At 63.3% G+C, this 23,176-nt stretch carries 22 protein-coding genes; 5 read left to right on the forward strand and 17 right to left on the reverse strand.

The genetic code is table 11. The annotated features are described in order from the left end of the window. The first annotated feature begins 19 nt into the window (after nt 1–19). The 3 genes from waaC to waaA all read left to right on the forward strand — a co-directional run bounded on the left by waaC (nt 20) and on the right by waaA (nt 3,336). On the forward strand, nt 20–1,021 hold the full coding sequence (waaC, locus tag P0D96_RS35880) for a lipopolysaccharide heptosyltransferase I (protein WP_408318397.1): 1,002 nt from the start codon (nt 20–22) through the stop codon (nt 1,019–1,021). 49 nt (nt 1,022–1,070) lie between these two features. Further along, nucleotides 1,071–1,955, forward strand: coding sequence for a Kdo hydroxylase KdoO (gene kdoO / locus P0D96_RS35885; RefSeq protein WP_408318399.1), 885 nt, complete (start codon nt 1,071–1,073; stop codon nt 1,953–1,955). Nucleotides 1,956–2,025: 70 nt separating this feature from the next. Continuing rightward, nucleotides 2,026–3,336 (forward strand): lipid IV(A) 3-deoxy-D-manno-octulosonic acid transferase, encoded by a 1,311-nt coding sequence (gene waaA / locus P0D96_RS35890; protein WP_408254991.1) that lies wholly within the window; start codon nt 2,026–2,028, stop codon nt 3,334–3,336. Nucleotides 3,337–3,372: 36 nt separating this feature from the next. Here waaA and ureG read toward each other — a convergent pair whose 3' ends face one another. From ureG to urtA, 16 genes are all read right to left on the reverse strand, one after another. Next, the gene (gene ureG / locus P0D96_RS35895) at nt 3,373–4,026 is read right to left on the reverse strand and encodes an urease accessory protein UreG (protein ID WP_132375800.1); all 654 of its coding nucleotides are present in this window, start codon (nt 4,024–4,026) and stop codon (nt 3,373–3,375) included. 11 nt (nt 4,027–4,037) lie between these two features. After that, nucleotides 4,038–4,718 carry an urease accessory protein UreF gene (locus P0D96_RS35900; RefSeq protein ID WP_408318437.1) on the reverse strand — a complete coding sequence of 227 codons (681 nt, stop codon included), beginning with the start codon at nt 4,716–4,718 and terminating at the stop codon, nt 4,038–4,040. Next, nucleotides 4,705–5,400, reverse strand: a complete 696-nt coding sequence (gene ureE / locus P0D96_RS35905; protein WP_408318401.1) for an urease accessory protein UreE — start codon at nt 5,398–5,400, stop codon at nt 4,705–4,707. The genes P0D96_RS35900 and ureE overlap by 14 nt, the downstream gene beginning before the upstream one ends. Before the next feature lie 3 nt (nt 5,401–5,403). Next, nucleotides 5,404–7,110, reverse strand: coding sequence for an urease subunit alpha (ureC, locus tag P0D96_RS35910; protein WP_408318403.1), 1,707 nt, complete (start codon nt 7,108–7,110; stop codon nt 5,404–5,406). 58 nt (nt 7,111–7,168) lie between these two features. After that, nucleotides 7,169–7,474 (reverse strand): urease subunit beta, encoded by a 306-nt coding sequence (locus P0D96_RS35915; protein WP_408179412.1) that lies wholly within the window; start codon nt 7,472–7,474, stop codon nt 7,169–7,171. 28 nt (nt 7,475–7,502) lie between these two features. Next, a complete protein-coding gene (ureA, locus tag P0D96_RS35920) occupies nt 7,503–7,805 on the reverse strand; it encodes an urease subunit gamma (RefSeq protein ID WP_011487082.1) in 303 nt (100 codons plus the stop codon). A gap of 175 nt (nt 7,806–7,980) precedes the next feature. Then, the gene (locus tag P0D96_RS35925; RefSeq protein ID WP_132375792.1) at nt 7,981–8,784 is read right to left on the reverse strand and encodes a transporter substrate-binding domain-containing protein; all 804 of its coding nucleotides are present in this window, start codon (nt 8,782–8,784) and stop codon (nt 7,981–7,983) included. Nucleotides 8,785–9,043: 259 nt separating this feature from the next. Continuing rightward, a complete protein-coding gene (locus P0D96_RS35930) occupies nt 9,044–10,147 on the reverse strand; it encodes an acyltransferase family protein (RefSeq protein WP_408318405.1) in 1,104 nt (367 codons plus the stop codon). 35 nt (nt 10,148–10,182) lie between these two features. Next, nucleotides 10,183–11,625, reverse strand: coding sequence for a hypothetical protein (locus tag P0D96_RS35935; protein ID WP_408318408.1), 1,443 nt, complete (start codon nt 11,623–11,625; stop codon nt 10,183–10,185). 527 nt (nt 11,626–12,152) lie between these two features. Then, nucleotides 12,153–12,965 (reverse strand): IS5 family transposase, encoded by an 813-nt coding sequence (locus P0D96_RS35940; protein WP_408318410.1) that lies wholly within the window; start codon nt 12,963–12,965, stop codon nt 12,153–12,155. A 160-nt stretch (nt 12,966–13,125) separates the two neighbouring features. Further along, complete coding sequence (locus P0D96_RS35945; protein WP_408318412.1) at nt 13,126–14,007, reverse strand: urease accessory protein UreD; 882 nt, start codon at nt 14,005–14,007, stop codon at nt 13,126–13,128. A 116-nt stretch (nt 14,008–14,123) separates the two neighbouring features. After that, nucleotides 14,124–14,816 carry an urea ABC transporter ATP-binding subunit UrtE gene (gene urtE, locus P0D96_RS35950; protein ID WP_408318414.1) on the reverse strand — a complete coding sequence of 231 codons (693 nt, stop codon included), beginning with the start codon at nt 14,814–14,816 and terminating at the stop codon, nt 14,124–14,126. A gap of 72 nt (nt 14,817–14,888) precedes the next feature. Beyond that, nucleotides 14,889–15,752 carry an urea ABC transporter ATP-binding protein UrtD gene (gene urtD / locus P0D96_RS35955; RefSeq protein ID WP_132375785.1) on the reverse strand — a complete coding sequence of 288 codons (864 nt, stop codon included), beginning with the start codon at nt 15,750–15,752 and terminating at the stop codon, nt 14,889–14,891. Further along, complete coding sequence (gene urtC, locus P0D96_RS35960) at nt 15,749–16,933, reverse strand: urea ABC transporter permease subunit UrtC (RefSeq protein ID WP_408318439.1); 1,185 nt, start codon at nt 16,931–16,933, stop codon at nt 15,749–15,751. Before urtC ends, urtD begins: the two co-directional genes overlap by 4 nt. Then, on the reverse strand, nt 16,933–18,594 hold the full coding sequence (urtB, locus tag P0D96_RS35965; protein ID WP_408318441.1) for an urea ABC transporter permease subunit UrtB: 1,662 nt from the start codon (nt 18,592–18,594) through the stop codon (nt 16,933–16,935). The genes urtC and urtB overlap by 1 nt, the downstream gene beginning before the upstream one ends. 201 nt (nt 18,595–18,795) lie before the next feature. Next, nucleotides 18,796–20,094 carry an urea ABC transporter substrate-binding protein gene (urtA, locus tag P0D96_RS35970; RefSeq protein WP_132375782.1) on the reverse strand — a complete coding sequence of 433 codons (1,299 nt, stop codon included), beginning with the start codon at nt 20,092–20,094 and terminating at the stop codon, nt 18,796–18,798. Between the two features lie 350 nt (nt 20,095–20,444). On the opposite strand from urtA, the gene aptA reads away from it, so the two are divergent. Next, nucleotides 20,445–21,776 carry an omega-aminotransferase AptA gene (gene aptA, locus P0D96_RS35975; protein WP_408318416.1) on the forward strand — a complete coding sequence of 444 codons (1,332 nt, stop codon included), beginning with the start codon at nt 20,445–20,447 and terminating at the stop codon, nt 21,774–21,776. A gap of 76 nt (nt 21,777–21,852) precedes the next feature. Here aptA and P0D96_RS35980 read toward each other — a convergent pair whose 3' ends face one another. Continuing rightward, nucleotides 21,853–22,923 (reverse strand): DUF3443 domain-containing protein, encoded by a 1,071-nt coding sequence (locus P0D96_RS35980; RefSeq protein ID WP_408318418.1) that lies wholly within the window; start codon nt 22,921–22,923, stop codon nt 21,853–21,855. A 41-nt stretch (nt 22,924–22,964) separates the two neighbouring features. Here P0D96_RS35980 and P0D96_RS35985 point away from each other — a divergent pair, with 41 nt between their 5' ends. Further along, the gene (locus tag P0D96_RS35985) at nt 22,965–23,147 is read left to right on the forward strand and encodes a hypothetical protein (protein ID WP_408318419.1); all 183 of its coding nucleotides are present in this window, start codon (nt 22,965–22,967) and stop codon (nt 23,145–23,147) included. Nucleotides 23,148–23,176: the final 29 nt, after the last annotated feature.

A 23,176-nucleotide genomic window follows, 5' to 3' on the forward strand; every position in this document is an offset into this window, starting at 1 on the left:
ATAGCCGGTTTTCCCACTCTTGAGCGTGCAAAAGATACTGATCGTGAGGGTGTCGTCACTGGGCGACGTCGTTCACAACATGCCGGTGATCGCCGACATCCGACGCCGCCATCCCGAGGCCCAGATCGACTGGCTCGTCGAAGAAAGCTTCGTGGGCCTCGTGCAACTCGTGAACGGCGTGCGGCGGGCGATTCCCGTGTCCCTGCGGCGCTGGCGCAAGCGCATTCTGTCGGTCGACAACTGGCGCGAGATCGGCGCTTTCCGCCGCGCGCTTGCCGCCGAACACTACGACCTCGTGATCGACTGCCAGGGGCTCATCAAGACCGCGTGGGTCGCGAGCATGGCGCGCGGGCCGCTGGCCGGCCTTGCGAACCGCACCGACGGCGCGGGCTTCGAATGGCCGGTGCGCTTCTTCTACGACAAGCGCGTGCCGATCGAGCCGCGCATCCATGTGGTCGAGCGCACGCGCCAACTGGTGGCCGCGGCGCTGGACGACCCGCCGCCGCAACCCACCGACGACATCGACTTCGGCATCGACACCGGGCGCGCCGCGCTGGCTTTGTCCGAGGCGAATCTGAACCTGCCGGTGCCGTACGTCGTGTTCGTGCACGCCACGTCGCGCGCCGACAAGCAGTGGCCCGACACCGCTTGGATCGAACTGGGGCAGTCGCTGGTGCGGCGCGGCGCGTCGATCGTGCTGCCGTGGGGCAGCGAGGAGGAGCGCGCCACCAGCGAGCGCCTCGCCAAGGAATTCGGTGCGGCGGCCATCGTGCCGCCAAAGCTCTCGTTGCCGGCGGTGGTCGGCCTGATCGAAGGCGCGGCCGCCACGGTCGGTGTTGACACAGGTCTGGTTCACATCGCCGCGGCGCTGAAGCGGCCCACGGTCGAGTTGTACAATTTCTCCACTGCGTGGCGTACTGGCGGCTACTGGTCGCCGAACGTCGTCAATCTCGGCACGGCCGGACAGCCGCCCACGCTGCAACAGGTGAAGTCGGCACTCGCGGGCTTCGGCCTGCTATGACACGTCCGGGGCGCTTCGCCTTGCGCTCCAACCGTTTTCAAGGGCGACCATGAACGAAACCCAGATCATCGAAGTAGCGAACGCCGACTGGCACGGACGCAATCTGTCCGTGCCGCGCGAGACGCTGCTTGCCGGCGTCGAACGCGGCAAAGTGCTGTATTTCCCCAATCTGCGCTTCGCGATCGAAGGTGGCGAACAGGCGCTGCTCGACCCCGCGCTCGCCGATCCGAGCCGCAAGAACATCAGCCTCGAACCCAATGGCGGCGCGTTGCACGGCGTGGCCGGCGACGCCGTCACGCAATCCGCCGTGCGCGCGTTGATCGCGCGTTATCAGACCAATGCGCGCACGCTGGTCGACGGGCTTTTTCCCGAATACAACGGCAGGCTGCGCGTGGCGCCGACCAGCCTGCGGCTGCATCAGGTGGAAACGCGCGAGACGTCGTGGCGCAAAGACGATAGCCGTTTGCATGTGGACGCCTTTCCTTCGCGGCCGAACTACGGCGAGCGCATTCTGCGCGTGTTCACCAACGTCAATCCGCATGGCGCGCCGCGAGTGTGGCGTGTCGGCGAACCGTTCGAGGAGATGGCCAAACGCTTCCTGCCGCGCATCAAGCCGCAGATGCCGGGCGCGGCGTGGCTGTTGAACCTGCTGCACGTGACCAAGTCGCCGCGCAGCGAGTACGACCATCTGATGCTGCATCTGCACGACGGCATGAAGGCCGATCTCGACTATCAGAAGTCGAGCCCGCAGGAGACCATGCCGTTTCCGCCCGGCAGCGTGTGGGTGTGTTTCTCGGATCAGACTTCGCACGCGGTGATGTCCGGCCAGTTCATGCTGGAGCAGACCTTCTTCCTGCCGGTCAAGTCGATGGCGCAACCGGAATGCGCGCCGCTCGGCATTCTCGAGCGCCTGAAGGGCAGGGCGCTGGTTTGAGCGCCGCGCTCCTCTATCTGCCGGTTCCGCTCTGCGCGTTGCCTCGCTCCTTCAGTCGGACGGAGCGCCGATGCTGAGGGCGATCTATCACGCGCTCTGGTGGATCATCGCGCCGTTGGCGGTATTGCGCCTGTTGATCCGCTCGCGCAAGGAACGCGGCTATCGCGAACATATCGGCGAGCGGTTCGGTTACTCGCGCGGCCGGCTGCCTGAAGACGACGCCCCGCTGATCTGGGTGCACGCGGTGTCCGTGGGCGAGACACGCGCCGCGCAACCGCTGATCGACGCGCTGATGAAGGCGCGTCCCGACGCACGCATTCTGCTGACGCACATGACGCCAAGCGGGCGCGCCACCGGCGAGCAGATTTTCGGCGACCGCGTGTTGCGCAGCTATCTGCCGTACGACATGCCGCATGCCGTGCGGCGGTTTTTGCGGACGTGGCGGCCGTCGCTCGGTCTGGTGATGGAAACCGAAGTGTGGCCGACGCTGATCGACGAATGCCGTCGCGCGGATGTGCCGCTGGTGCTCACCAATGCGCGGATGTCGGCGCGCTCGTACAAGCGCGCGGCCAAGTTCGGCAGTGCGACCAAGGACGTGTTCGGCGGCTTTGCGCGCGTGCTGGCGCAGAGTCCATCGGATGCCGAGCGGCTGACCGCGCTCGGCGCGCGCAACGCCGCCGTGCTCGGCAATCTGAAATTCGACATGAGCACGCCGCCGGAGCTGGCGGCGCGCGGGCATGCATGGCGCGCGGCGATCGGCGCGCGTCCGGTGTGGGTCGCGGCGAGCACGCGCGAAGGCGAAGAGGAACTGGTGCTGCAGGCGTTCGCGGCGCTCGGTATCGACAATGCGCTGCTGATTCTCGTGCCGCGTCATCCGCAACGTTTCAACGAAGTGGCGGGGCTGGTCGAGAAGGCCGGGCTACGGCTCGAGCGCCGCTCGGCGTGGGCGCCGGATGCGAACGTGGCATCGGCGGCAAGCAGCGGCGTGCCTGCGCTGCCTGCGCGCGTGAACGTGCTGCTGGGCGATTCGATGGGCGAATTGGGCGCTTACTATGCCGCTTCGGATCTGGCGTTCATCGGCGGCAGTCTGTTGCCGTTGGGCGGGCAGAACCTGATTGAGGCGTGCGCGGTCGGTGTACCGGTGCTGATCGGCCCGCACGTATTCAACTTTACGCAAGCCACCGCGGATGCCGTGGCGGCGGGCGCCGCCGTGCAGGTGAAAGATCCGGCCGATCTGGGGCGCGCGTTGCGTGAACTGTTTGGCGACAAGGCGCGCAGGCTGGCTATGGGCGGCGCAGCGTCGGCGTTCGCGGCGCGCCATCGCGGCGCGACGGCGCGGACCGTGGATGTGTTGATGGCGTTGTTGCCGGAGGGGGAGTGAGAGCGTGGGCGCAAACGCGGCACGCGCGCCCGCGCCTTACACCTTCAACAACCCCTTCTCCTCGATAAACTTCACCACCACATCCAAGCCATCGAGCGCCTTCAGATTGCACATCACGAAGGGCCGCTCACCGCGCATCTTCTTCGCGTCCGACGCCATCACTTCGAGATTCGCGCCGACCATCGGCGCAAGGTCCGTCTTGTTGATCACTAGCAGATCGGACTTCGTGATGCCGGGGCCGCCCTTGCGCGGAATCTTCTCGCCACCCGCCACGTCGATCACGTAGATCGTCAGGTCCGACAGTTCCGGACTGAATGTCGCCGCGAGGTTGTCGCCGCCCGATTCGATGAACACGATGTCCGCATCGGGAAAACGCGTCAGCATGCGGTCGACGGCTTCGAGATTGATCGACGCGTCCTCGCGAATCGCCGTGTGCGGACAGCCGCCCGTTTCGACGCCCATGATCCGTTCAGCCGGCAACGCGCCCGCCACCGTCAGCAGACGCTGGTCTTCTTTCGTATAGATGTCGTTGGTGATGGCGACGAGGTCGTACTGTTCGCGCATCGCCTTGCAGAGCATTTCGAGCAGCGTGGTCTTGCCCGAGCCGACCGGGCCGCCGACGCCCACGCGCAGCGGCGGCAGTTTCTTCGTGCGGACGGACGAGTGGGCGGGATGATGAGGTGCGTTCATGATGGGTCGTGTTATGAGCGAAAGAGCCGCGAATACTGCGACTCGTGACGCGCCGAGAGAATGCCGAGTTGCGGCGCGAAGGTGTTGATGTTTTCGGGCGACGTGGCCATGGCGCGCGTGACGGCGGCATCGATCGGCTCGCGCAACGCCACGATGATGCGTTGACCGGCGAGCTGGCCCAACGGCACGGCCTTCAACGCGGCGGCCGCCTGGTTTTCCACCCAGCTGAAGGCGTAGGCGGCGAGGGCGGCGTCGACGGCTGCGTCGTGGGCGTAGGCGGCGAAGGCGAACGCGGTGGGTTGAGCGAGCGGCGTCATCGAGGCGAGCGTCGCGCGCCGCTCGGCATCGCCCCATTCGAGCGATACGCACAGCTGCCGCAACGACCAGCCCATTTGTTCCGTTTCGCGGCGCAATTCCGCGGATTCACGGCTCGCCAGGAATTCGCTGTTGGCGTGCGCGAGGGCCGAGGCGTCATGCGTGCGCCAGCGTTCCATCTGATGCGCAAGGAAAGGCAGTTCGCCGTGCGCGAGCACGTCGGTCAAGCCGCTGGCGATCCACTCGCGGGCGGAGTCGGCATCGGTGATCAGTTGCGCTTCGATGGCCGCTTCGAGACCCTGCGAGTAGCTGAAAGCGCCAATCGGCAGCGCCGGCGACGCAAGATGCAGCAGCGCCGTCAGTTCAGCGATGCGCATGATGGTGGTGATGCCCGTGACCGCACGATTCGTCGTGGACGTGATCGCCGTGATCGTGGTCATGATCGTGCGCGTGCTCATGGCCGTGGTCATGCCCGTGCGAATGCGCATGCCCTTGCGCCGCGTGGCTATGCCCATGCTCATGGTCATGCGAATGCTCATGCCCATGATGCTCGCCGAACACCTGCTGCGCGAGCGCATAGTCTTCGGCGAAGGTTTCGTCGTGACCATGCGTATGGCCGCCGCCATACGCGCCGGATTCCGGCTGGAACGGCATCGAGACCTGATCGACCGTCGCGCCGATGCGCTTGAGCATGTCGGCCAGCACCGGATCGTATTCGAGCTTCAGATAGTCCGCACCGACTTCCACCGGCGTGTGGCGATTGCCGAGGTGATAGGCGGCGCGCGTGAGCGTCAACGCATCTTTCGCGCGCACGTAGAGCACCGTTTCCGGCGCGGCGACGACGCGCACGAGCCCGCCGTCGTCGGCGACCAGGACGTCGCCCTCGCGCAGCACAGTGCCGCGCGGCAGCAGCAGCGCGACTTCTTCGCCGCTATCGAGCGTGGCCGCGAGCCGGCTCTTGCGCCGGTCGTCGAACGCCAGCGTCAGGGTCGGTGCGCGCTTGACCAGCACGGGTGCGAGCTTCAGATGCGGCGCGATGAGTTTGTCGATGGTGCGCATGATTTAGAACAGAAAGTAGCGTTGCGCCATCGGCAGCACGGTGGCCGGTTCGCAGGTCAGCAACTGACCGTCGGCGATCACCTGATAGGTTTCCGGATCGACGCTGATCGCCGGGCGCCACGCATTGTGGATCATGTCTGCCTTCGAGATGTTGCGGCAGTTCCTGACCGCAACGATACGCTTGTTCAGGCCGTAGCGTTCGCCGACGCCGGCGTCGGCGGCGATCTGCGAGACAAAGGTCAGCGACGTGCGTCCCAATGCGCCGCCGCGCGTCGCGAACATCTCACGATAATGCACCGGCTGCGGCGTCGGAATCGACGCGTTGGGATCGCCCATCTGCGCCATCGCGATCATGCCGCCCTTGAGGATCAGCGACGGCTTGATGCCGAAGAACGCCGGTTCCCAGAACACCAGGTCAGCCCACTTGCCCGGCTCGATCGAGCCGACTTCATGCGCGATGCCGTGCGTGATCGCCGGGTTGATCGTGTACTTGGCGACGTAGCGCTTCGCACGGAAGTTGTCGTGGTGCGCATTGTCCTCTGGCAGCGCGCCGCGTTGCACCTTCATTTTGTGCGCCGTCTGCCACGTGCGAATGATCACTTCGCCGACCCGGCCCATGGCCTGCGAATCCGACGACAGCATCGACAGCGCGCCGAGATCGTGCAGAATGTCTTCGGCGGCAATCGTTTCGCGGCGAATGCGCGATTCGGCGAACGCGATGTCTTCTGCAATCGACGGATCGAGGTGATGGCACACCATCAGCATGTCGAGGTGCTCTTCGAGCGTGTTGACGGTGTACGGGCGCGTCGGATTGGTCGAGGAGGGCAGCACGTTCGCTTCGCCGCATACCTTGATGATGTCCGGCGCGTGGCCGCCTCCCGCGCCTTCCGTGTGATACGTGTGGATCGTGCGGCCCTTGAACGCGGCCACGGTCGCTTCGACGAAACCCGCTTCGTTCAGCGTGTCCGTGTGAATCGCGACCTGCGTGTCGGTGTCGTCGGCGACGGAAAGACAGTTGTCGATCGCCGCCGGCGTGGTGCCCCAGTCCTCATGCAACTTCAAACCGATGGCGCCCGCGGCGATCTGCTCCAGCGCCGGCTGCGGCTGGCTCACGTTGCCCTTGCCGAGAAAGCCGAGATTCATCGGATAACCGTCAGCCGCTTGCAGCATGCGTTCGAGATGCCACGGACCCGGCGTACAGGTCGTGGCGTTCGTGCCCGTGGCCGGACCGGTGCCGCCGCCGAGCATGGTGGTCACACCGCTCGCGAGCGCTTCTTCGATCTGCTGCGGGCTGATGAAGTGAATATGCGTGTCGATGCCGCCCGCCGTCACGATCAGGCCTTCGCCCGCGATCACTTCGGTGGAGGCGCCGATCGCGATCGTCACGTTCGGCTGGATGTCGGGATTGCCCGCTTTGCCGATCGCGGCGATGCGGCCGTCCTTGATGCCGATGTCGGCCTTGACGATGCCCCAGTGATCCAGAATCACGGCATTCGTCACGACGGTATCGACCACGTCGGCATGCACGCGTTGCGACTGGCCCATGCCGTCGCGAATCACTTTGCCGCCGCCGAATTTCACTTCTTCGCCGTAGGTGGTGAAGTCACGCTCGACTTCGATCAGCAATTCGGTGTCGGCGAGGCGCACGCGGTCGCCGGTGGTGGGGCCGAACATTTCCGCGTACGCGCGGCGGCCAATGCGTAAGATCATAGTGTGGGTCCGGAAATGAACAGGGCGATCTGGGCTCGTGACGAGAGAGGGAGGGGCCTCACAGCTTGCCCATCACCTTGCCGTTGAAGCCGTAGACGACGCGATCGCCCGCCAATGCAACCAGTTCGACGGTGCGCTCCTGGCCGGGTTCGAAGCGCACGGCGGTGCCCGCCGCGATGTTCAGCCGGAAGCCGCGCGCGGCTTCGCGATCGAACGCGAGCGCCTCGTTCACTTCATAGAAGTGATAGTGCGAGCCGATTTGCACCGGACGGTCGCCGGTATTCGACACGACCACCGTGACGGTGGCGCGGCCCGCGTTGAGTTCGTGTTCGCCGTCGTCGATGAGGAGTTCGCCGGGAATCATCTGGGGCTGCCTTATGTGATTTCGGTGATTAGGGAATCGGATGGTGAACGGTGACGAGCTTGGTGCCGTCGGGGAACGTGGCTTCGACCTGAATGTCGGGAATCATCTCCGGCACGCCTTCCATGACGTCGTCGCGGGTGAGCAGGGTGGTGCCGTAGTGCATCACCTCGGCGACGGTCTTGCCGTCGCGAGCCGCTTCCATCAGCGCGGCGGTGATGAAGGCGATCGCTTCCGGATAGTTCAGTTTGAGGCCGCGCGCACGGCGCCGTTCGGCAAGCAGTGCGGCGGTGAAGATCAGCAGCTTGTCCTTCTCGCGAGGTGTCAGCTTCATCGAATGAGTGCGTAGGGTTGCAACGGTCGTTGTGACGATCCCGGGCGGGACCGGCCGCGACAATGATAGACGCTGCGCGTCATGGCCGCGATCGCGTGCGCTGCACGGGATGTGTCCATGACGAGTGCAATGCCGGATGAGCCAGTCACGGTATCAAGTTCGGCTAACGGCGCGCTTACAGATCAGCCGGCAGCGGCGCGCTGAACCACTTCTTCGACATCGTGTTGAGCGTGCCGTCCTGCTTCGCTTGCACGATGGCGGCGTTCACTTTTTGCTGCAGGCGTGGCTCGTTCTTGTTCATGCCAACGAAGCACGGCGAATTCTTGATGACGAACTTCGGTTCCGGGCGGCGCGGCGGATTCTTCGCGAGGATCGCGGCCGCGACGATGTTGCCCGCGGCGATCAACTGCACCTGGCCCGACAGGAACGCGGCGATAGTCGCGTTGTTGTCCTCGAAGCGCTTGATGGTCGCGTTCGGCGCCATTTGCGTGAGACCGATTTCCTCCAGCGCGCCGCGGGTTGCGCCGACCGTCTTGCCGGTCAGATCCGCGGGGCCGCTGACCTTGATATCGGCGGGACCGAACACGCCCTGGTAATACGGCGCATAGGCGGTCGAAAAATCGATCACCTTCTCGCGATCCGGCGTCTTGCCGAGCGACGAGATCACCAGATCGACCTTGCCGGTTTGCAGATAGGGGATGCGATTGGCGCTATTGACCGGCACGAGTTCGAGCTTCACGTTCATCGACTTCGCGAGCAGGGCGGCGGTGTCGATGTCGTAGCCTTGCGGCTTCATGTCCGCGCCGACCGAACCGAACGGCGGATAGTCTTCCGGCACGGCGACTTTGAGCACACCGGCCTTGGCAATGTTATCGAGCGTATCCGCGTGAGCGGCGGGCGCATTGACGGCGAGGACGGGCGAGAGCAGTAGTGCGGCGAGCCAGGCGCGACGCGCGGGGCGAAGAGTCGATCGAGTCATGTTCTGTGAGCGGTGGTGGCGACGAGCCGGTCGGCTGCCGTCCAGGACGCGGCAGCATCGTGGGGAATGGCGACGCAAAGTATGTGCCATGGCGGTGCAGCATGGGCTGGCGGGACGGAAGGACGAGTGATGCACTCAGTTGAGGCGTCGACATGCGCCGGATTGGTGCGCGCCCTGTCTTACGCCGGTGAAAGGCCACACCGTGCCAGTGAAGCAGCGCCCATGCTTGACGCCGACACGACTGTCCCGATGGCCAAAGTCACGCACGTGACTTTGCGGCCTTGTCAGGACTCCGCGGAGCGGCGCCTGAAAACGGCGTGCCTTCGCTCCGCACTGCCGCAGGCTCATCGAAGCCTGCCCAACTCGCGATTCCAAGGCGCTTCGTTATCAGATAGATCGCTATCGGTAACGCCAAACCGGCCGCACTCCCGAGCACGAAGTGGACAAGTGGCTGACTGATGCCGCGGGCCAGCAACGCGTTCCAGACCAACGCGGTTGCGAACACATGCAGGAGGTAGACCGGCTTCCACGAGGAGCCGATCGACGCGATCCAGCGCGACGTTCGCCATATCGGCAGGCACCGTCCAACCGAAAGGGCCGCCGCGATACCCAGAAAACTTGTCAGCAGAGAATATAAGTTCAGATAGTGGCCTGAACGTTGCCCCATGATCGCGGCGGCTGCAAACGCGATTCCCGCTACCAACGCGACGCGAAGGCCAGAGGCGTTGCCGCTTTGCCGCTCCGAGCGGGAGGCGAGCAGCACGCCGGACAGAAAGAAGACAAGGCCCCAACACGTCATTGTGACGACGCCCCAGTGGCTCCGTATCGCGACGGTGGCGCTGACGAGGATCATCGCGACAAGCAGGCCGCGATTTGCCACCGTCAACGCGCATCGGACCTTTGTGGGCCGTGGCCATACGGTGATGCACGCGACGATCTGACAGATGAACAGCGCGTAAAGAAACCAGAATTGCCCAACGGGTGCCGATGCCAGACGAGTCAATTCGAACTGCTCGGCGGCGTAGCCTTTATAGTCTGCGACGAGCCATTGCACAGCCATCTGCAATATCGACCACAGTAGATAGGGATAGAGCACGGCCAGGGCGATTGATTTCAGCAGCGCAGCGCGAGAGCGTTGCAAATACGTTAGCGCACTCATGCCGAGAAGGAAGAAGACCGTCGGGTATCCCAACGTGCTTGCGGCGTACTGAAGAATCTTCAGGACGCGAGACACGTGACCATCTTGCAGGAAACCGGCGTCGCTGATCCGGTGCAGCACTTCGGCGCACACGATCGCAATGATGGAAATTGCCAGGCCGCCTCTGATGCGTTCTTCTTTCACCATTCCCTCGTTCGGGTTCATGTTGCCATGCGATGCGGCCGGGCCTTCATGCAGTGCTAAAGCTGCACATCGAAAATCACGCACCAGTTGTCGAGGCGCATCGATTCGCGTCCGTCATTGAAGCGGATCGCGTCGCCCTGTGAATCCCGCAGATTGCCACGCGGACCATAACGGCTTCCCGCGACGCCAACGCCGTTGAATGCGTACTCGATGTGCGTACCGACAGGGATAGGCGATTTAGCCGTAATGCTCACCTCGTCGGGTCCGGTGATTGATACCGACTGGATCGGCAGCAAGTCGCCGGACGGCAGGCGCAACGAGAAACCATAGTCCGAATTGCCGGCAACCTGCGTCGTGTCCCATCTGAGAGGAGGGGCGGGGACATTGAAGCGCAGCACGGCCGTCGTGCCTTCGCGTCGCCAGTTCAACGGCTCGAGAGGCGTCCAGGTTTGTTTGTCGATCAGAATCCTCTTCAGGACCAGCCCATAGTAGGCGCCCATCCATTCGGTGCTGCGATTGTCGGTATGTCCACCGTCCACGTAACGAAAGAGATACATCGGCACAGCCAGATGAATGTGTGGATCTTCGTGGCTGGCTTCTAGCAGCGCGAGCGCGATGTGCGGATACCGCTGATCGAAATGGCGATGCGTGGCCACCTGATAGGTGATCATCTCGACGTCCTGTTTCTGTCCCGTCAATGCCTTGGCATCGCGATCGACGTCGGCCCGCAAGCTCCTTAGCATCGCAATGTAAGTCGGAATCGATGTCTGGCTGGAATCGTCGGCTTCCCCTTGCGTCCACGTGATTGCGCCGACACCGTAAGTCTTGCCTTGGGCGTCTGCGAGCCGCTTTCCCTGGGCGATATCTCGCAGCAGCTGTGAGTAATAGCGCCCTGGTGCCGACAGCGTCGCAATGTCCATCGATCCTTCACCCGGTGCCGATCCAATAAACCGGTAGGGGAGATCCGCATGACTTTGCAGGTTCTCCTGCTCGATCAATTGCATGGCCATATTCAGCGTCCCGCTGGTCGGCGTCTCGGCCTTGTCCCCCCATTGAGTCTCGACTAACGGTACGAACTGCTTGTACGCCACTTCGACGCCTTCGCTTTGCACGCCGTCTTGAGCCCGCACGCCGCCGTTAAATCGTAACGAGGAATAACGCTGACGGGTGGACAGCACGGGTTTATTAAAAAACCCCTGGCTGAGCGATTGGCCGTAGCTAATGACGTGAGTGATGTCCCAAGGCGCTGCGCCGTGCGGAATCCATGCCGAATAAGCCGGCTCGATGCGCCCATCGCCAGAACCTGCCTGTGATGCGTCGAAGATAGTCGTCGCGGACAGCGCGCTTGCCGCCCACACTTTCTGCACCGCCCAGCCGCCGGCCGACGAAGCAAGAACGAACTGGATCCGACTACCCGGCCGGCCGTCGACGCTTTGCACCACCACGTTCGCGTGGTTGCCGTCGACTTGCGTGTTGTAGGTTTCAGGCAGCGCCGTCAAGCGATCGCACGCAGTCGCCGTCGACGCATGCAAGAGCTGCTGGAACAGACTTTTAACATCAGCGAGCGCGACACTCCCGGCTCCGCACGTTGTGCGGTTATATCGCCACAGCGGGTCGAACTTGTCTCTCCATTCGTGCACAGCGCTTTCGATACCGCGATCCTCTGGAGAAAAGGCCGCGCGACTATCATGCTGCGAGCACGCGCAGCATACGATGGCCGGTAAGACGAGGTATACGAAACGCATTCGGTGATCCTTAGCGTTCATCTGCGCTGGACGATTGTAAGGGGATCGCGGAATGCGTTATGTGCGACCTCGCACGTAAATGGCCGCACGGACCCAGGCTAGGCCATACGATCTAAATGTCCAGACGTTTCAAGGCATGCATGTACGAAGACCGCGACGGCGCGCGCAGCGCCGCCGGAAGAATGACGGCTGTGTCACGAACGCGGAATGTGCGAGAGCACGGATTCCAGATGCACCACTACCGCGACTGCGCGGGGGACCCGCTTATGAGCTAGAGCGTGTTAGGCACTTTGAAGTACTGGCACTGCGTGAACGAGCATGAGCATTGCGAAGACCACGAAATGAAGTCCTGCAAGGGTTTCGGGCAGCCGTTCATAATCACGTGCGAGACGGCGGAAACGGTTGAGCCAGCCAAAGCTGCGCTCGACCACCCACCGCCGAGGCAGCAGCACGAAGCCCTTTTTCGCTTCCTCCAGTTTGATTACCTGCAGTTCAATACCTTCATCGAGCGCGGCCTGCGCTGGCTCTTTGCCCGTGTATCCCTGATCGGCAAATGCCACTTTGACCGTGTGTCCCGTTACCTGCTGGATCTGACGCGCAAGCTCCGCTACCTGGGCGCGCTCCTGTTCGTTGGCCGGCGTCACATGTACCGCCAGCAACTGTCCCAAAGTGTCTACCGCAATGTGCACCTTGCTGCCACGCTTACGCTTATGACCGTCATAGCCCGCACGCGGGCCGCTCTCGCAAGTCGACTGTATCGTGCGACCATCCAGGATGACGGCGCTGGGCTGTCCCTGCCGTCCCTGTGCCACGCGTATTATCGAGCGCAGATCACAGACCATGTTCTCAAAACAGCCTGCCTGTAACCAGCGTTGAGTCTGCTGATAAACCAGTTCCCAAGGCGGGAAATCATTGGGCAGCATCCTCCACGGCGCGCCGGCCCGAGCCATCCAGCGCAATGCATCAAACATGTCACGCAGTTCGTATTTGCGCTGCGGCGCGGTGACGTCCATCAGCGTCAGATAGGGCGCTGCGAAGCTCCATTCTTCGTCGGACACATCGGTCGGATACCCTTTGCGATCTGCTCTTTTCATCCCGCCAGGATACCAGGTCTCCTGCAAAGTGCCTAACACGCTCTAGCGGTGTGAAGCCGTTTTCTTTGCCTACTTTCTTTGCGGCATGCAAAGAAAGTAGGTGCCGCCCCGCCCAGGGGCAACGCCAATAGACCACCGTGACTTCAAGGAAAGGCCAACCTCAAGTAGCCCAAATCCGCAAAGGCACCCCCTCAACCCCATGCACAACCGGCCGCAACTGAATCCAGCATTTGATAAGCGCCCGCTGCAACATCTCCATCGACCTCGCAACCCCGCGCACGACGAGCACTCGAGAAGTCACACAAGAAGCGGCAACCCGAACAGAATCATCAAACGGCAGTTGAGCAGTCAACGCTTCAGCAAGCGCATCATCACAAGCATCCCCAACGGCCCAAAGAGTCCCATAAGCAGGAAACCCTGCCAACCCTTGAGCAGCATCGCGCAGCGAATCATTTGCCGAGAGACTGGCCCGTTCAAACCAGAGCAACTCCCCTTTAGCCCCCACAATCCGAGACACCGCACACAAACGACCATCGGACCACCGTTCACCAGCAGCCTGCCGCCCAAGCTGCGTCGCATCCCACCCAATCACAGTCGCGCCTTCACCAAGCGTCAACGAAAAATCGAGCTTCGCATTCGCCTGATCGAAAACGATATTATTCTGCGGCAGCCAATCGAGCCTAGCCCGCTCACCGACGCGCACGGCGATATGCTGTTGTGCTTCACGTCCATTGGATTTGTACCACTTGGTCGCCCCCGGCGTGGTGATAACCGCATGCGCCCCGTTACCGACATCGACATCAATAGCAAGCCGATCCCCACCCGCGATCCCCCCAGGCGGATGCACGATCACCGCATGACAGACACCCTGTCCTTCAGGATAAAGCGGCCTTTGAACCCGCAACGGCCCATCATGCAACCGATGCTTGAGCGTAGTCCGTTCGCCATCTTTGACGAACCCAAGTTCAAGACGCGCGCGCCATAGCGAATGCGCACCGGCCTGAGCGGCAGCGAGCGTAACGTGATTTTCGTGAAGCGACATGCGAATGGAATGCGACGAGACGGAGAAAAGCAAATCGTGCCTGCGCACGTCAAGCAACGCTCAACGGCGTTGCCACAGGATGCGGCGAGAATAGCACGCCGGCTTGCAGGTGCCGCTCACACGGCGATCAACGTCCGCACGCCATCCGCATCCATATTGGTGCCTTCTCCGCCCGCGATGATCTCGCCGCGGCTCATCACCCAATACCGATCGGCGATGTCCTTGGCGAAGTCGTAGTACTGCTCGACGAGCAGCACCGTCATGCCCATTTCCTCGACCAGTTGACGCAGCGTGCGGCCGATATCCTGAATGATCGACGGCTGGATACCCTCAGTGGGCTCATCGAGAATCAGCAATTGCGGATCGCTCATCAGCGCCCGCCCAATGGCAAGCTGCTGCTGCTGACCGCCGGAGAGATCCCCGCCGCGGCGGCTGCGCATATCCTTCAACACCGGAAACAGTTCGTAGATACGATCCGGGATCTTCTTGGGCGCTTTCTTGCTGGCGGCGCCCACCAGTAGATTTTCTTCGACGGTCAAGCGCGGAAAGATATCGCGCCCCTGCGGCACATAAGCGAGGCCTTTTTCCACGCGCGAGTAGGTGGGCAGTTTGGTGATCGGCGCACCGCGCCAGGCGATGGACCCGCTCTTCGTTTGCACGACGCCCATCAGGCAGCGCAGCAGCGTGGTCTTGCCCACGCCGTTGCGGCCGAGCAGAACGGTGAGTTTGCCGTCGGGCACGGTGAGCTTCACATCGCGCAGAATGTGGCTGCCGCCGTAGTACTGGTTCAGGTTTTCTACTTCTAGCATGTCCGTTCGACCCTTTTGTTACACCGACCCGTTTCATCGGCCCGTTGCACCGCCCCGTTTCACCGCCCCGTTTCACCGGCCCAGATAAGACTCGATGACTGTCTCGTCGCGCTTCACTTCGTCGAGCGTGCCGTGAGCGAGTACGCGTCCTTCGGCCATCACCGTGACCTTGCCGGCTTCGCCTGATAGCGCTGCGACGAACTCCATATCGTGCTCGACGACCATCATCGAACAGGTGCCGCGCAGATGATTGAGCAGCTCGGCGAGCTGCATGGTTTCGTCGTCGGTCATGCCGGCGGCCGGTTCGTCGAGCAGCAGCAACGCCGGCTGCTGCATCAGCAACATGCCGATTTCGAGCCGTTGCTTCTGACCGTGTGACAGCTCGCCGGCAAGGCGCCGCGCTTCGCTCTCCAGACCGATCAGCGCCAGCGTCTCTTCAATGCGTGCTTGCGCCTCGCGATCCAGACGCGCGCGTAACGAGGCCCACCAGCCCTTGTCGGCCTTCATCGCCAGTTCGAGGTTTTCCCACACGGGATGCTGCTCGAACACCGTGGGCTTCTGAAACTTGCGGCCGATGCCCGCACGCGCAATCGACGGCTCATTCATGCGTGTCAGGTCGATCGACTGGCCGAGATACACCTTGCCGGAATCCGGCTCAGTCTTGCCGGTGATGACGTCCATCATCGTCGTTTTGCCGGCGCCGTTCGGACCGATGATGCAACGCAATTCGCCGGCATCGATCTGCAGGGTCAGCGCATTCAGCGCGCGAAAGCCGTCGAAGCTCACGGTCACGTCTTCGAGGTACAGGATCGTGCCGTGCGACACGTCGATCTCGCCGGGCACGACCGCATGCCCCATGCTCGCGACACCGCTCAACGAAGTTTCAGCGGGTTCTTCCGGTAAAGCCAGATCAGGAACCATCGGGTTTTCGTTCATGAGCGGTTCCTCTTGCGCGTCACGAGTTCGATCAGTCCCATGATGCCGTTCGGCAGGAACAGCGGGACCAGCACGAAAATCAGACCGAGAAAGAACAGCCAGTATTCAGGGAAGTTCGCCGTGAAGAAGCTCTTCGCGCCATTCACCGCGAAGGCGCCGATGATCGGGCCGATCAAGGTGCCGCGTCCACCCACGGCGACCCAGATCGCCATTTCGATCGAGTTGCCCGGCGACATCTCGCCCGGATTGATGATGCCGACCTGCGGCACGTACAGCGCGCCGGCGATGCCGCACAACACGGCGGACACGGCCCACACGAACAGCTTGTAGGCGAGCGGGCTGTAACCGAGGAACATCAAACGCGTTTCGCCGTCGCGCACCGCGGTCACGACGCGGCCGAGCTTCGAAGTGACGATCGCCCGCGCGCCGAGGAAGGCGAGGATCAGCACCGCGAAGGTGATCAGCAAGAGGGCGGTGCGCGTGCCCGGATGCGTGATCGGAAAGCCGCCGATGCGCTTGAAGTCGGTAAAGCCGTTATTGCCGCCGAACCCCGTTTCGTTGCGATAGAACAGCAGCATCGCGGCGAAGGTCATGGCTTGCGTGATGATCGACAGATAGACGCCCTTCACCCGCGAGCGAAACGTGAAGAAGCCGAACACCCACGCCACCACGGCCGGCACCAGCACCACCAGCAGCAGTGCGTAACCGAGATGCTGCGTGCCTTGCCAGTACCACGGCAGTTGATGCCAGTCGAGAAACACCATGAAGTCGGGCAGGTCGCTGCCGTATTTGCCTTCGTGACCGATCGAGCGCATCAGATACATGCCGATCGCGTAGCCGCCGAGCGCGAAGAACAGTGCGTGGCCGAGGCTCAGAATGCCGCAGTAGCCCCACACGAGATCGAGCGCGAGCGCCGCGATCGCGTAGCACATGAATTTGCCGGTGATCGTCGTCGCATAGGCGGACAGATGCAGCGCGCTCGTCTCCGGCACCACCAGCGTGGCGAACGGCACGCCCAGGCCGAAGACGATGATCAACGCGATCAGCGCGAGCCATGCGCGCCGCGACAACAGCGCGGGGCGCGGCGGCAGGCCGAGTGCGAAACCTGCTTGCGGGTCGCGGCCGGCCAGTGCGCCGCCGCTCGTTGCGCCGACGTGAGCCGATGAAGTTGCCGATGTCATCATGCCTCCGCGCTGCGGCCCTTGAGGGCGAACATGCCCTGCGGACGCTTCTGGATGAACAACACGATCAGCACGAGCACGGCGATCTTCGCGAGCACCGCGCCCCAGAACGGTTCGATCGCTTTGCTGATGAGCCCGAGCCCGAAGCCGCCGATCACCGTGCCGGCCAGTTGACCGACACCGCCCAGCACCACGGCCATGAACGAATCGATGATGTAGCTCTGACCGAGGTCCGGTCCGACATTGCCGATCTGCGAGAGCGCACAGCCGCCCAGACCCGCGATGCCCGCGCCGAACGCGAACGCATACGAATCGACCCGCGCGGTCTTCACGCCGACGCAGGCCGCCATGCGCCGGTTCTGCGTGACGGCGCGCACAAAGAGACCGAGGCGTGTCTTCGTGAGCACGGCCCATGCGATCCCGACCACGATCAGCGAGAACGCGAGAATCGCGAGCCGGTTGTACGGCAGGATCAGATTGGGCAAGACGGTGACGCCGCCGCTCATCCACGCCGGGTTGACCACCTGCACGTTCTGCGCGCCGAACAGCATGCGCGTTGCCTGAATCAGGATCAGGCTGATGCCGAAGGTGGTCAGCAGTGTTTCGAGCGGACGGCCGTACAGATGCTTGAGCACTAGCCGTTCGAGCACGATGCCCACCAGTCCCGCGGCGACGAACGAGGCTGGAATGGCGAGCAGCGGATACCAGTCGAATGCGCCGGGCGCGAAGCGCTGAAACAGGTTCTGCACGACATAGGTCGCGTACGCGCCGATCATCAGAAATTCGCCGTGCGCCATGTTGATCACGCCGATCAGCCCGTACGTGATGGCGAGACCCAGCGCGGCGAGCAGCAGCACGCTGCCGAGCGACAGGCCCGCGAACAGCGTGCCGGCGATCTGGCTGCGGCGCTGGATCGCATCGAGTTCGTCGATGCCGCTTTGCGCGGCGGCGCGCACGCGGTCGTCGGCTTCCACGAAGGTGCCGTCGGGCTTCTTCGCGACGAGCGGCCGCAGCAGTTCGTTCATGTCGAGGTCGTGCCGCGCGGCGACCAGTTGCACGGCTTCGAGGCGCTTGGCCGGATCGGCGTCGTGCAGGGCCGTCATCGCCCACAGCGTGTCGAGGCGCTTCTTCAACACGGGATCGGTTTCCTTCGCGCGAGCCGCGTCGACGAGCGGTTTGATCGACGGATCGGGGTTCTGCAACAGAGCCGTGACTGCGGCGGCACGCGTCGCCACGTCCGGTGCATCGAGTTGCAGGCCGGACAACGCGCCGGCGACTTTCGAGCGCAGCAGGTTGTTTAGCGTGATCGGTTGGGCGTCGCCCGCGGCGATGGTCTTGCCGGTGACGGCGTCGCGCGCGGTGTCGCCGTCCTGCAGCAGCACGGCGCCCGCGTCGGTGGCGAGCGCGCTGTCTTCGGATAGCGCTTTGAGCACCGCCATCGATTCCTTGTCGTGATTGGCGATCAGTTTGTCGATGGCTGCGGATTTCGCATCGAAATCGTCGCCGGCGAGCGGCGCGACATCGGCTTGCGTCAGCGCGAAGGCGGCCAGCGGCGCGCCGGCGAGCAGCACGAGCGCGACGCCGGCGACGCCGCGCCGCGCGAGTCGTCGTGCCAGTGTTCGTGCGCGTTGTCGTGTGAAGGTGAGGATCGAAAACGCCATGGTGGCCTTTGAAGAAAATCCGGCGGAGCGGCGCGGCATGTGGGCAAGCGCCGTTGCCGCGCCGTCGGGTTGCTGCGCGCGAAGGCCGTGCCGCCGGGACGCCGGATCACGGCACGAACGCGGGCGCGGTGGGCACGCCCGTCGCGGGATGGCATCGGCATGTCACGGCGGCTAGCTTTGCCGCCGCGGCACGCCTTCCTGTCAGGCGACGCGCGAGCGCTTCAGGAACGCCGGGATCGAGCTGACTACATCCGGCTTGCTCGAATTGCCGGCAATGAACGGGCTCCACGGCTGCGCGCGGATCGCGGTCTTGGTCCGCCACACCACGTTGAACTGGCCGTCGGCACGCACTTCGCCGATCATCACCGGTTTGTGCAGGTGGTGATTGCCGTCCATTTCCAGCGTGAAGCCCGACGGCGCTGCGAAACTTTGACCGACCATCGCCACGCGCACCTTGTCGACGTCCGTGCTCTTCGCTTTCTCGACCGCCTGCTTCCACAAATGGATGCCGACGAAGGTCGCTTCCATCGGGTCGTTGGTCACGCGCTTGGTGCCGCCTGGCAGGTTGTTCTGCGCGACCCATGCGGCCCATTGCTTCTTGAACTTCTCGTTGGCCGGGTTGCGCAGCGACATGAAGTAGTTCCATGCGGCCAGGTTGCCGACCAGCGGCTTCGTATCGATACCGCGCAGTTCTTCCTCGCCGACCGAGAACGCGACGACCGGCACGTCCGACGCCTTCAGCCCCTGGTTGCCCAGCTCCTTGTAGAACGGCACGTTCGAGTCGCCGTTCACCGTCGAGATCACCGCGGTCTTGCCGCCTTGCGAGAACGTCTTGATGTTCGCGACGATGGTCTGATAGTCGCTATGGCCGAACGGCGTGTAGACCTCCTGGATATCGGCTTCCTGCACGCCCTTCGACTTGAGGAACGCGCGCAGGATCTTATTGGTCGTGCGGGGGTACACATAGTCGGTGCCCAACAGGAAGAAGCGCTTGGCGCCGCCGCCTTCCGCGCTCATCAGGTATTCGGTCGCCGGAATCGCCTGCTGGTTCGGCGCCGCGCCCGTGTAGAACACGTTGCGCGACATTTCCTCGCCTTCGTATTGCACCGGGTAGAACAGCAGGCCGTTCAGTTCCTCGAACACCGGCAGCACCGATTTCCGCGACACCGAGGTCCAGCAGCCGAACACCACGGCGCACTTGTCCTGCGTGATCAGCTGACGCGCTTTTTCAGCGAAGAGCGGCCAGTTCGACGCCGGGTCGACCACCACCGGCTCCAGTTGACGGCCCATCACGCCGCCGTTCTTGTTGATGTCCGCAATGGTCATCAACGCGGTGTCCTTGAGCGAGGTCTCCGAGATCGCCATCGTGCCCGACAGCGAATGCAGAATACCCACCTTGATCGGACCGCTGCCGGACTGCGCCTGCGCAAAAGGAACCTGACCTGCAAGCGCCAGCGCGCCCGACATGGAGCCGAACTTCAACAGACTGCGACGTTTCATGTATATCCCCTTGCCATTGATGGTGACTGTTTATGGGCGTCGATTTCAGTCAGCAGGGCTTATCCCGCATGACTTGCCGCTTGTGTACTGCAAGGCACATGCCATGCAGTAAATTCGACGTGAACGGCGTGCAGTGCATGCTGCAGCGCGGCTGTGACTCGGCCGGCTTATGCGTAATGCGGCGCAGAATTGGTGCAGGACCGGCCGCTTCGCCTCGTTCGGGTGCGTGCCGCGCCGCAACGAAGCGCGCGTGTCCGCCAGCGGGCGTCAGCGGTGCATGGCCGCCGCCCCTTTGTGCATGGGCCGCGCTGTGCCTACACTGAAAGTCTACTCACGCGAGGAGACACGACATGAATGAGCGCGCCGGCGTCAAGCCACCCGATATGTCCGCGTTCTGGATGCCTTTCACGGCGAACCGCCAGTTCAAGAGCGCGCCACGGTTGCTGGCGAGCGCGAAGGGGATGTACTACACGTCGCACGATGGGCGGCGCATCCTCGATGGCACGGCCGGGCTGTGGTGCGTCAACGCGGGCCATTGCCGTGACGAGATCGTGGCCGCCGTGCAGGCGCAGGCGGCTGAAATGGACTTCGCGCCGACCTTTCAGATGGGGCATCCGAAGGCCTTCGAGGCCGCGACAAAAATCGCGCGGCATACGCCGGGCGATCTCAAGCACATCTTCTTCGTGAACTCGGGCTCGGAAGCCGTCGATACCGCGCTGAAGATCGCGCTGGCGTATCACCGCTCGCGTGGCGAAGGGCAGCGCACGCGGTTCATCGGACGCGAGCGCGGTTATCACGGCGTGGGCTTCGGCGGCATTTCGGTGGGTGGCATCGCACCGAACCGCAAGGCGTTTTCGGGCGGCCTGCTGCCATCGGTCGATCACCTCCCGCATACCTTGAACATCAAGGAAGCGGCGTTTTCGAAAGGACAGCCAGGTTGGGGCGCGCATCTCGCCGATGAACTCGAGCGGCTCGTCACGCTGCACGATGCTTCGACGATTGCCGCGGTAATCGTCGAGCCGGTAGCCGGTTCCACGGGCGTGCTGATTCCGCCGCGAGGCTATTTGCAGCGGCTGCGGGAAATCTGCGACAAGCACGGCATCCTGCTGATCTTCGATGAAGTGATCACCGGGTGGGGGCGGCTGGGTGCGCCGTTCGCCGCGCAGTACTTCGGCGTCACGCCCGACATGCTGACCATGGCCAAGGGCACCAACAATGCGGCCGCGCCGATGGGCGCGGTGGCGGCGAGCGCGAAGATTCACGATTCGATCGTGAACGGCGCGCCGGCCGGCATCGAGCTGTTTCACGGCTACACGTACTCAGGGCACCCGATCGCCGCGGCCGCGGCGTGCGCGACGATCGATCTGTATGAGCGTGATCAATTGTTCGAACAGGCCGCGCGGATGGCGCCAGTGTTTGAGAAGGCGATCCATAAGCTGCAAGGCGAGCGTCATGTGATCGATGTGCGCAATCTTGGGCTCGTGGGTGGGGTGGAGTTGGCGTCGCGTTCAGGTGCGCCTGGGGCTCGCGCTTATGATGTCTTCGTGCGCTGTTTTGAGAAGGGCGTGTTGACGCGCTATACGGGCGACATTCTGGCGTTCTCGCCGCCGCTGATCGTCGATGAAGCGCAGATCGAGGAGATCTTTGGGACGGTGGCGGAGGTGTTGAAAGAGGTGGAGTAAATAGCAGCGCTTTTGTTCGGAACGCAAAAAGGCCGACGTCGTGAGACGCCGGCTTTTTTGCTGAGCGTGCGTTCGATCAGAAAGCGATGAATGGCCCCGGTTGCTTGCCGATCATCACGTTGTTGATCGCGGTGTACACGCTGCGGCCGAAGAAGAACGGCAAGCCCCAGATGAACATGCCGGCCGATGGCGAACCGAGGCTGTCGTAGGCCGCGTACTGATTTGCCATCAGATTCCAGCCGTTAGCCAGTGAGAATGGCACGTTGACGGACGGGGCGGCCTTGTCGACGCCTGTCAAAATCGCGGACAGGCTGAGCGTGGTGGCCGGCACGTACCAGTCGCCGGAAAAGGGAACCGTGTAGTCCGCGAAGATGTTCGCGTTCGACCCGCTGTCGATGGCGCTGCTGAACGTGTTGCCCTTGTACGTGGTCGAGAAATAGCCGTACTGGTCGAGCGCGAGAATGTTCGGCTGCGAGGGCATGGCGTTGTTCTTCTGCGTGCCGATGCCGAACACCAGTTCACCCGTGACGCTTGCCTGGCCGCCCGCGGGTAGCGCAGGCAGACGGATGATCGTGCCGTTGTTGTCGGACGTGAAATCCGCGACCGGATTCATGACCTGCGTGTCGAGCGGAACACGTGTATTCGCGCATGACGTCGCCGACGTGCAGTAGTAGTAAGCCGATGGCAGTACGGTCTGCGCCGCCGCGGGGAAATCGCGCTGTGCAGGGCCGATGCCGATCACGCCGTTGGCGCCGAGTGCCGTTGCCGAACCGAGGTTAGAGACGCCGCGCGACTGGCAGTCCGACGGCGTCGAGTACTGGCCGTCGGCAATCACTTGCAGCGGCATGTTGCCTGCTGTCTTGCCGCCGATCGTGACGTCGGCGCGCTTGATGGATCCCCACGTGTAGCCCGAGCCGAACACGGCGCATTCGGCGATCGACGCGTTGCCGGTTGGGTCGTCGGTGGCGCCTGTTTGCGTCGGCAGGCGGGCAGCAAGTGCGGAACCCAACGCGCTGCCGAGCACGCGCACGCCGACCGAGCCGGTGTCGAGTTGCATGTGATCGACCGTCGCGCATTGATTGCTACCCTGTACGCCAGGGAAGCAGATCGTGGCGGTTACGTACGGCATGTTCGCGTAGTTGCCCATCCATCGTTCGATGGTGATGGGGACGGTGTTGGAGGTGGGGGGTGGAGTCGGTGCTGGAGTCGGAGTCGGTGCTGGAGTTGGTGTTGGTGTTGGCGTCGGTGTTGGAGTCGGCGTTGGAATTGGCGTCGCCGCAGGATTCAAAGCAGGTGCAGGTGCAGGTGCAGGTGCAGGCGCAGGACTCGGCGCAGGCGTCGGAGCCGCCGTTGGCGTCGGAGTTGGAGTAGACGTAGGCGTAGGCGTAGGCGTAGTCGCA

This window comes from Paraburkholderia sp. RL17-347-BIC-D (assembly GCF_046027915.1).
Taxonomy (GTDB): Bacteria; Pseudomonadota; Gammaproteobacteria; order Burkholderiales; family Burkholderiaceae; genus Paraburkholderia.

What these genes read in the sequence shown, in the direction of transcription:
- kdoO (WP_408318399.1), top strand. Translation starts at nt 1,071, where the DNA reads ATGAACGAAACCCAGATCATCGAAGTAGCGAACGCCGACTGGCACGGA.
- aptA (WP_408318416.1), top strand. Translation starts at nt 20,445, where the DNA reads ATGAATGAGCGCGCCGGCGTCAAGCCACCCGATATGTCCGCGTTCTGG.
- ureA (WP_011487082.1), bottom strand. Translation starts at nt 7,805, where the DNA reads ATGAAGCTGACACCTCGCGAGAAGGACAAGCTGCTGATCTTCACCGCC.
- P0D96_RS35900 (WP_408318437.1), bottom strand. Translation starts at nt 4,718, where the DNA reads ATGCGCATCGCTGAACTGACGGCGCTGCTGCATCTTGCGTCGCCGGCG.
- P0D96_RS35980 (WP_408318418.1), bottom strand. Translation starts at nt 22,923, where the DNA reads ATGGGCAACTACGCGAACATGCCGTACGTAACCGCCACGATCTGCTTC.
- urtC (WP_408318439.1), bottom strand. Translation starts at nt 16,933, where the DNA reads ATGACATCGGCAACTTCATCGGCTCACGTCGGCGCAACGAGCGGCGGC.
- P0D96_RS35945 (WP_408318412.1), bottom strand. Translation starts at nt 14,007, where the DNA reads ATGTCGCTTCACGAAAATCACGTTACGCTCGCTGCCGCTCAGGCCGGT.
- urtE (WP_408318414.1), bottom strand. Translation starts at nt 14,816, where the DNA reads ATGCTAGAAGTAGAAAACCTGAACCAGTACTACGGCGGCAGCCACATT.
- P0D96_RS35940 (WP_408318410.1), bottom strand. Translation starts at nt 12,965, where the DNA reads ATGAAAAGAGCAGATCGCAAAGGGTATCCGACCGATGTGTCCGACGAA.
- urtA (WP_132375782.1), bottom strand. Translation starts at nt 20,094, where the DNA reads ATGAAACGTCGCAGTCTGTTGAAGTTCGGCTCCATGTCGGGCGCGCTG.
- urtB (WP_408318441.1), bottom strand. Translation starts at nt 18,594, where the DNA reads ATGGCGTTTTCGATCCTCACCTTCACACGACAACGCGCACGAACACTG.
- P0D96_RS35930 (WP_408318405.1), bottom strand. Translation starts at nt 10,147, where the DNA reads ATGAACCCGAACGAGGGAATGGTGAAAGAAGAACGCATCAGAGGCGGC.
- ureG (WP_132375800.1), bottom strand. Translation starts at nt 4,026, where the DNA reads ATGAACGCACCTCATCATCCCGCCCACTCGTCCGTCCGCACGAAGAAA.
- P0D96_RS35925 (WP_132375792.1), bottom strand. Translation starts at nt 8,784, where the DNA reads ATGACTCGATCGACTCTTCGCCCCGCGCGTCGCGCCTGGCTCGCCGCA.
- ureC (WP_408318403.1), bottom strand. Translation starts at nt 7,110, where the DNA reads ATGATCTTACGCATTGGCCGCCGCGCGTACGCGGAAATGTTCGGCCCC.
- P0D96_RS35915 (WP_408179412.1), bottom strand. Translation starts at nt 7,474, where the DNA reads ATGATTCCCGGCGAACTCCTCATCGACGACGGCGAACACGAACTCAAC.
- urtD (WP_132375785.1), bottom strand. Translation starts at nt 15,752, where the DNA reads ATGAACGAAAACCCGATGGTTCCTGATCTGGCTTTACCGGAAGAACCC.
- waaA (WP_408254991.1), top strand. Translation starts at nt 2,026, where the DNA reads ATGCTGAGGGCGATCTATCACGCGCTCTGGTGGATCATCGCGCCGTTG.
- ureE (WP_408318401.1), bottom strand. Translation starts at nt 5,400, where the DNA reads ATGCGCACCATCGACAAACTCATCGCGCCGCATCTGAAGCTCGCACCC.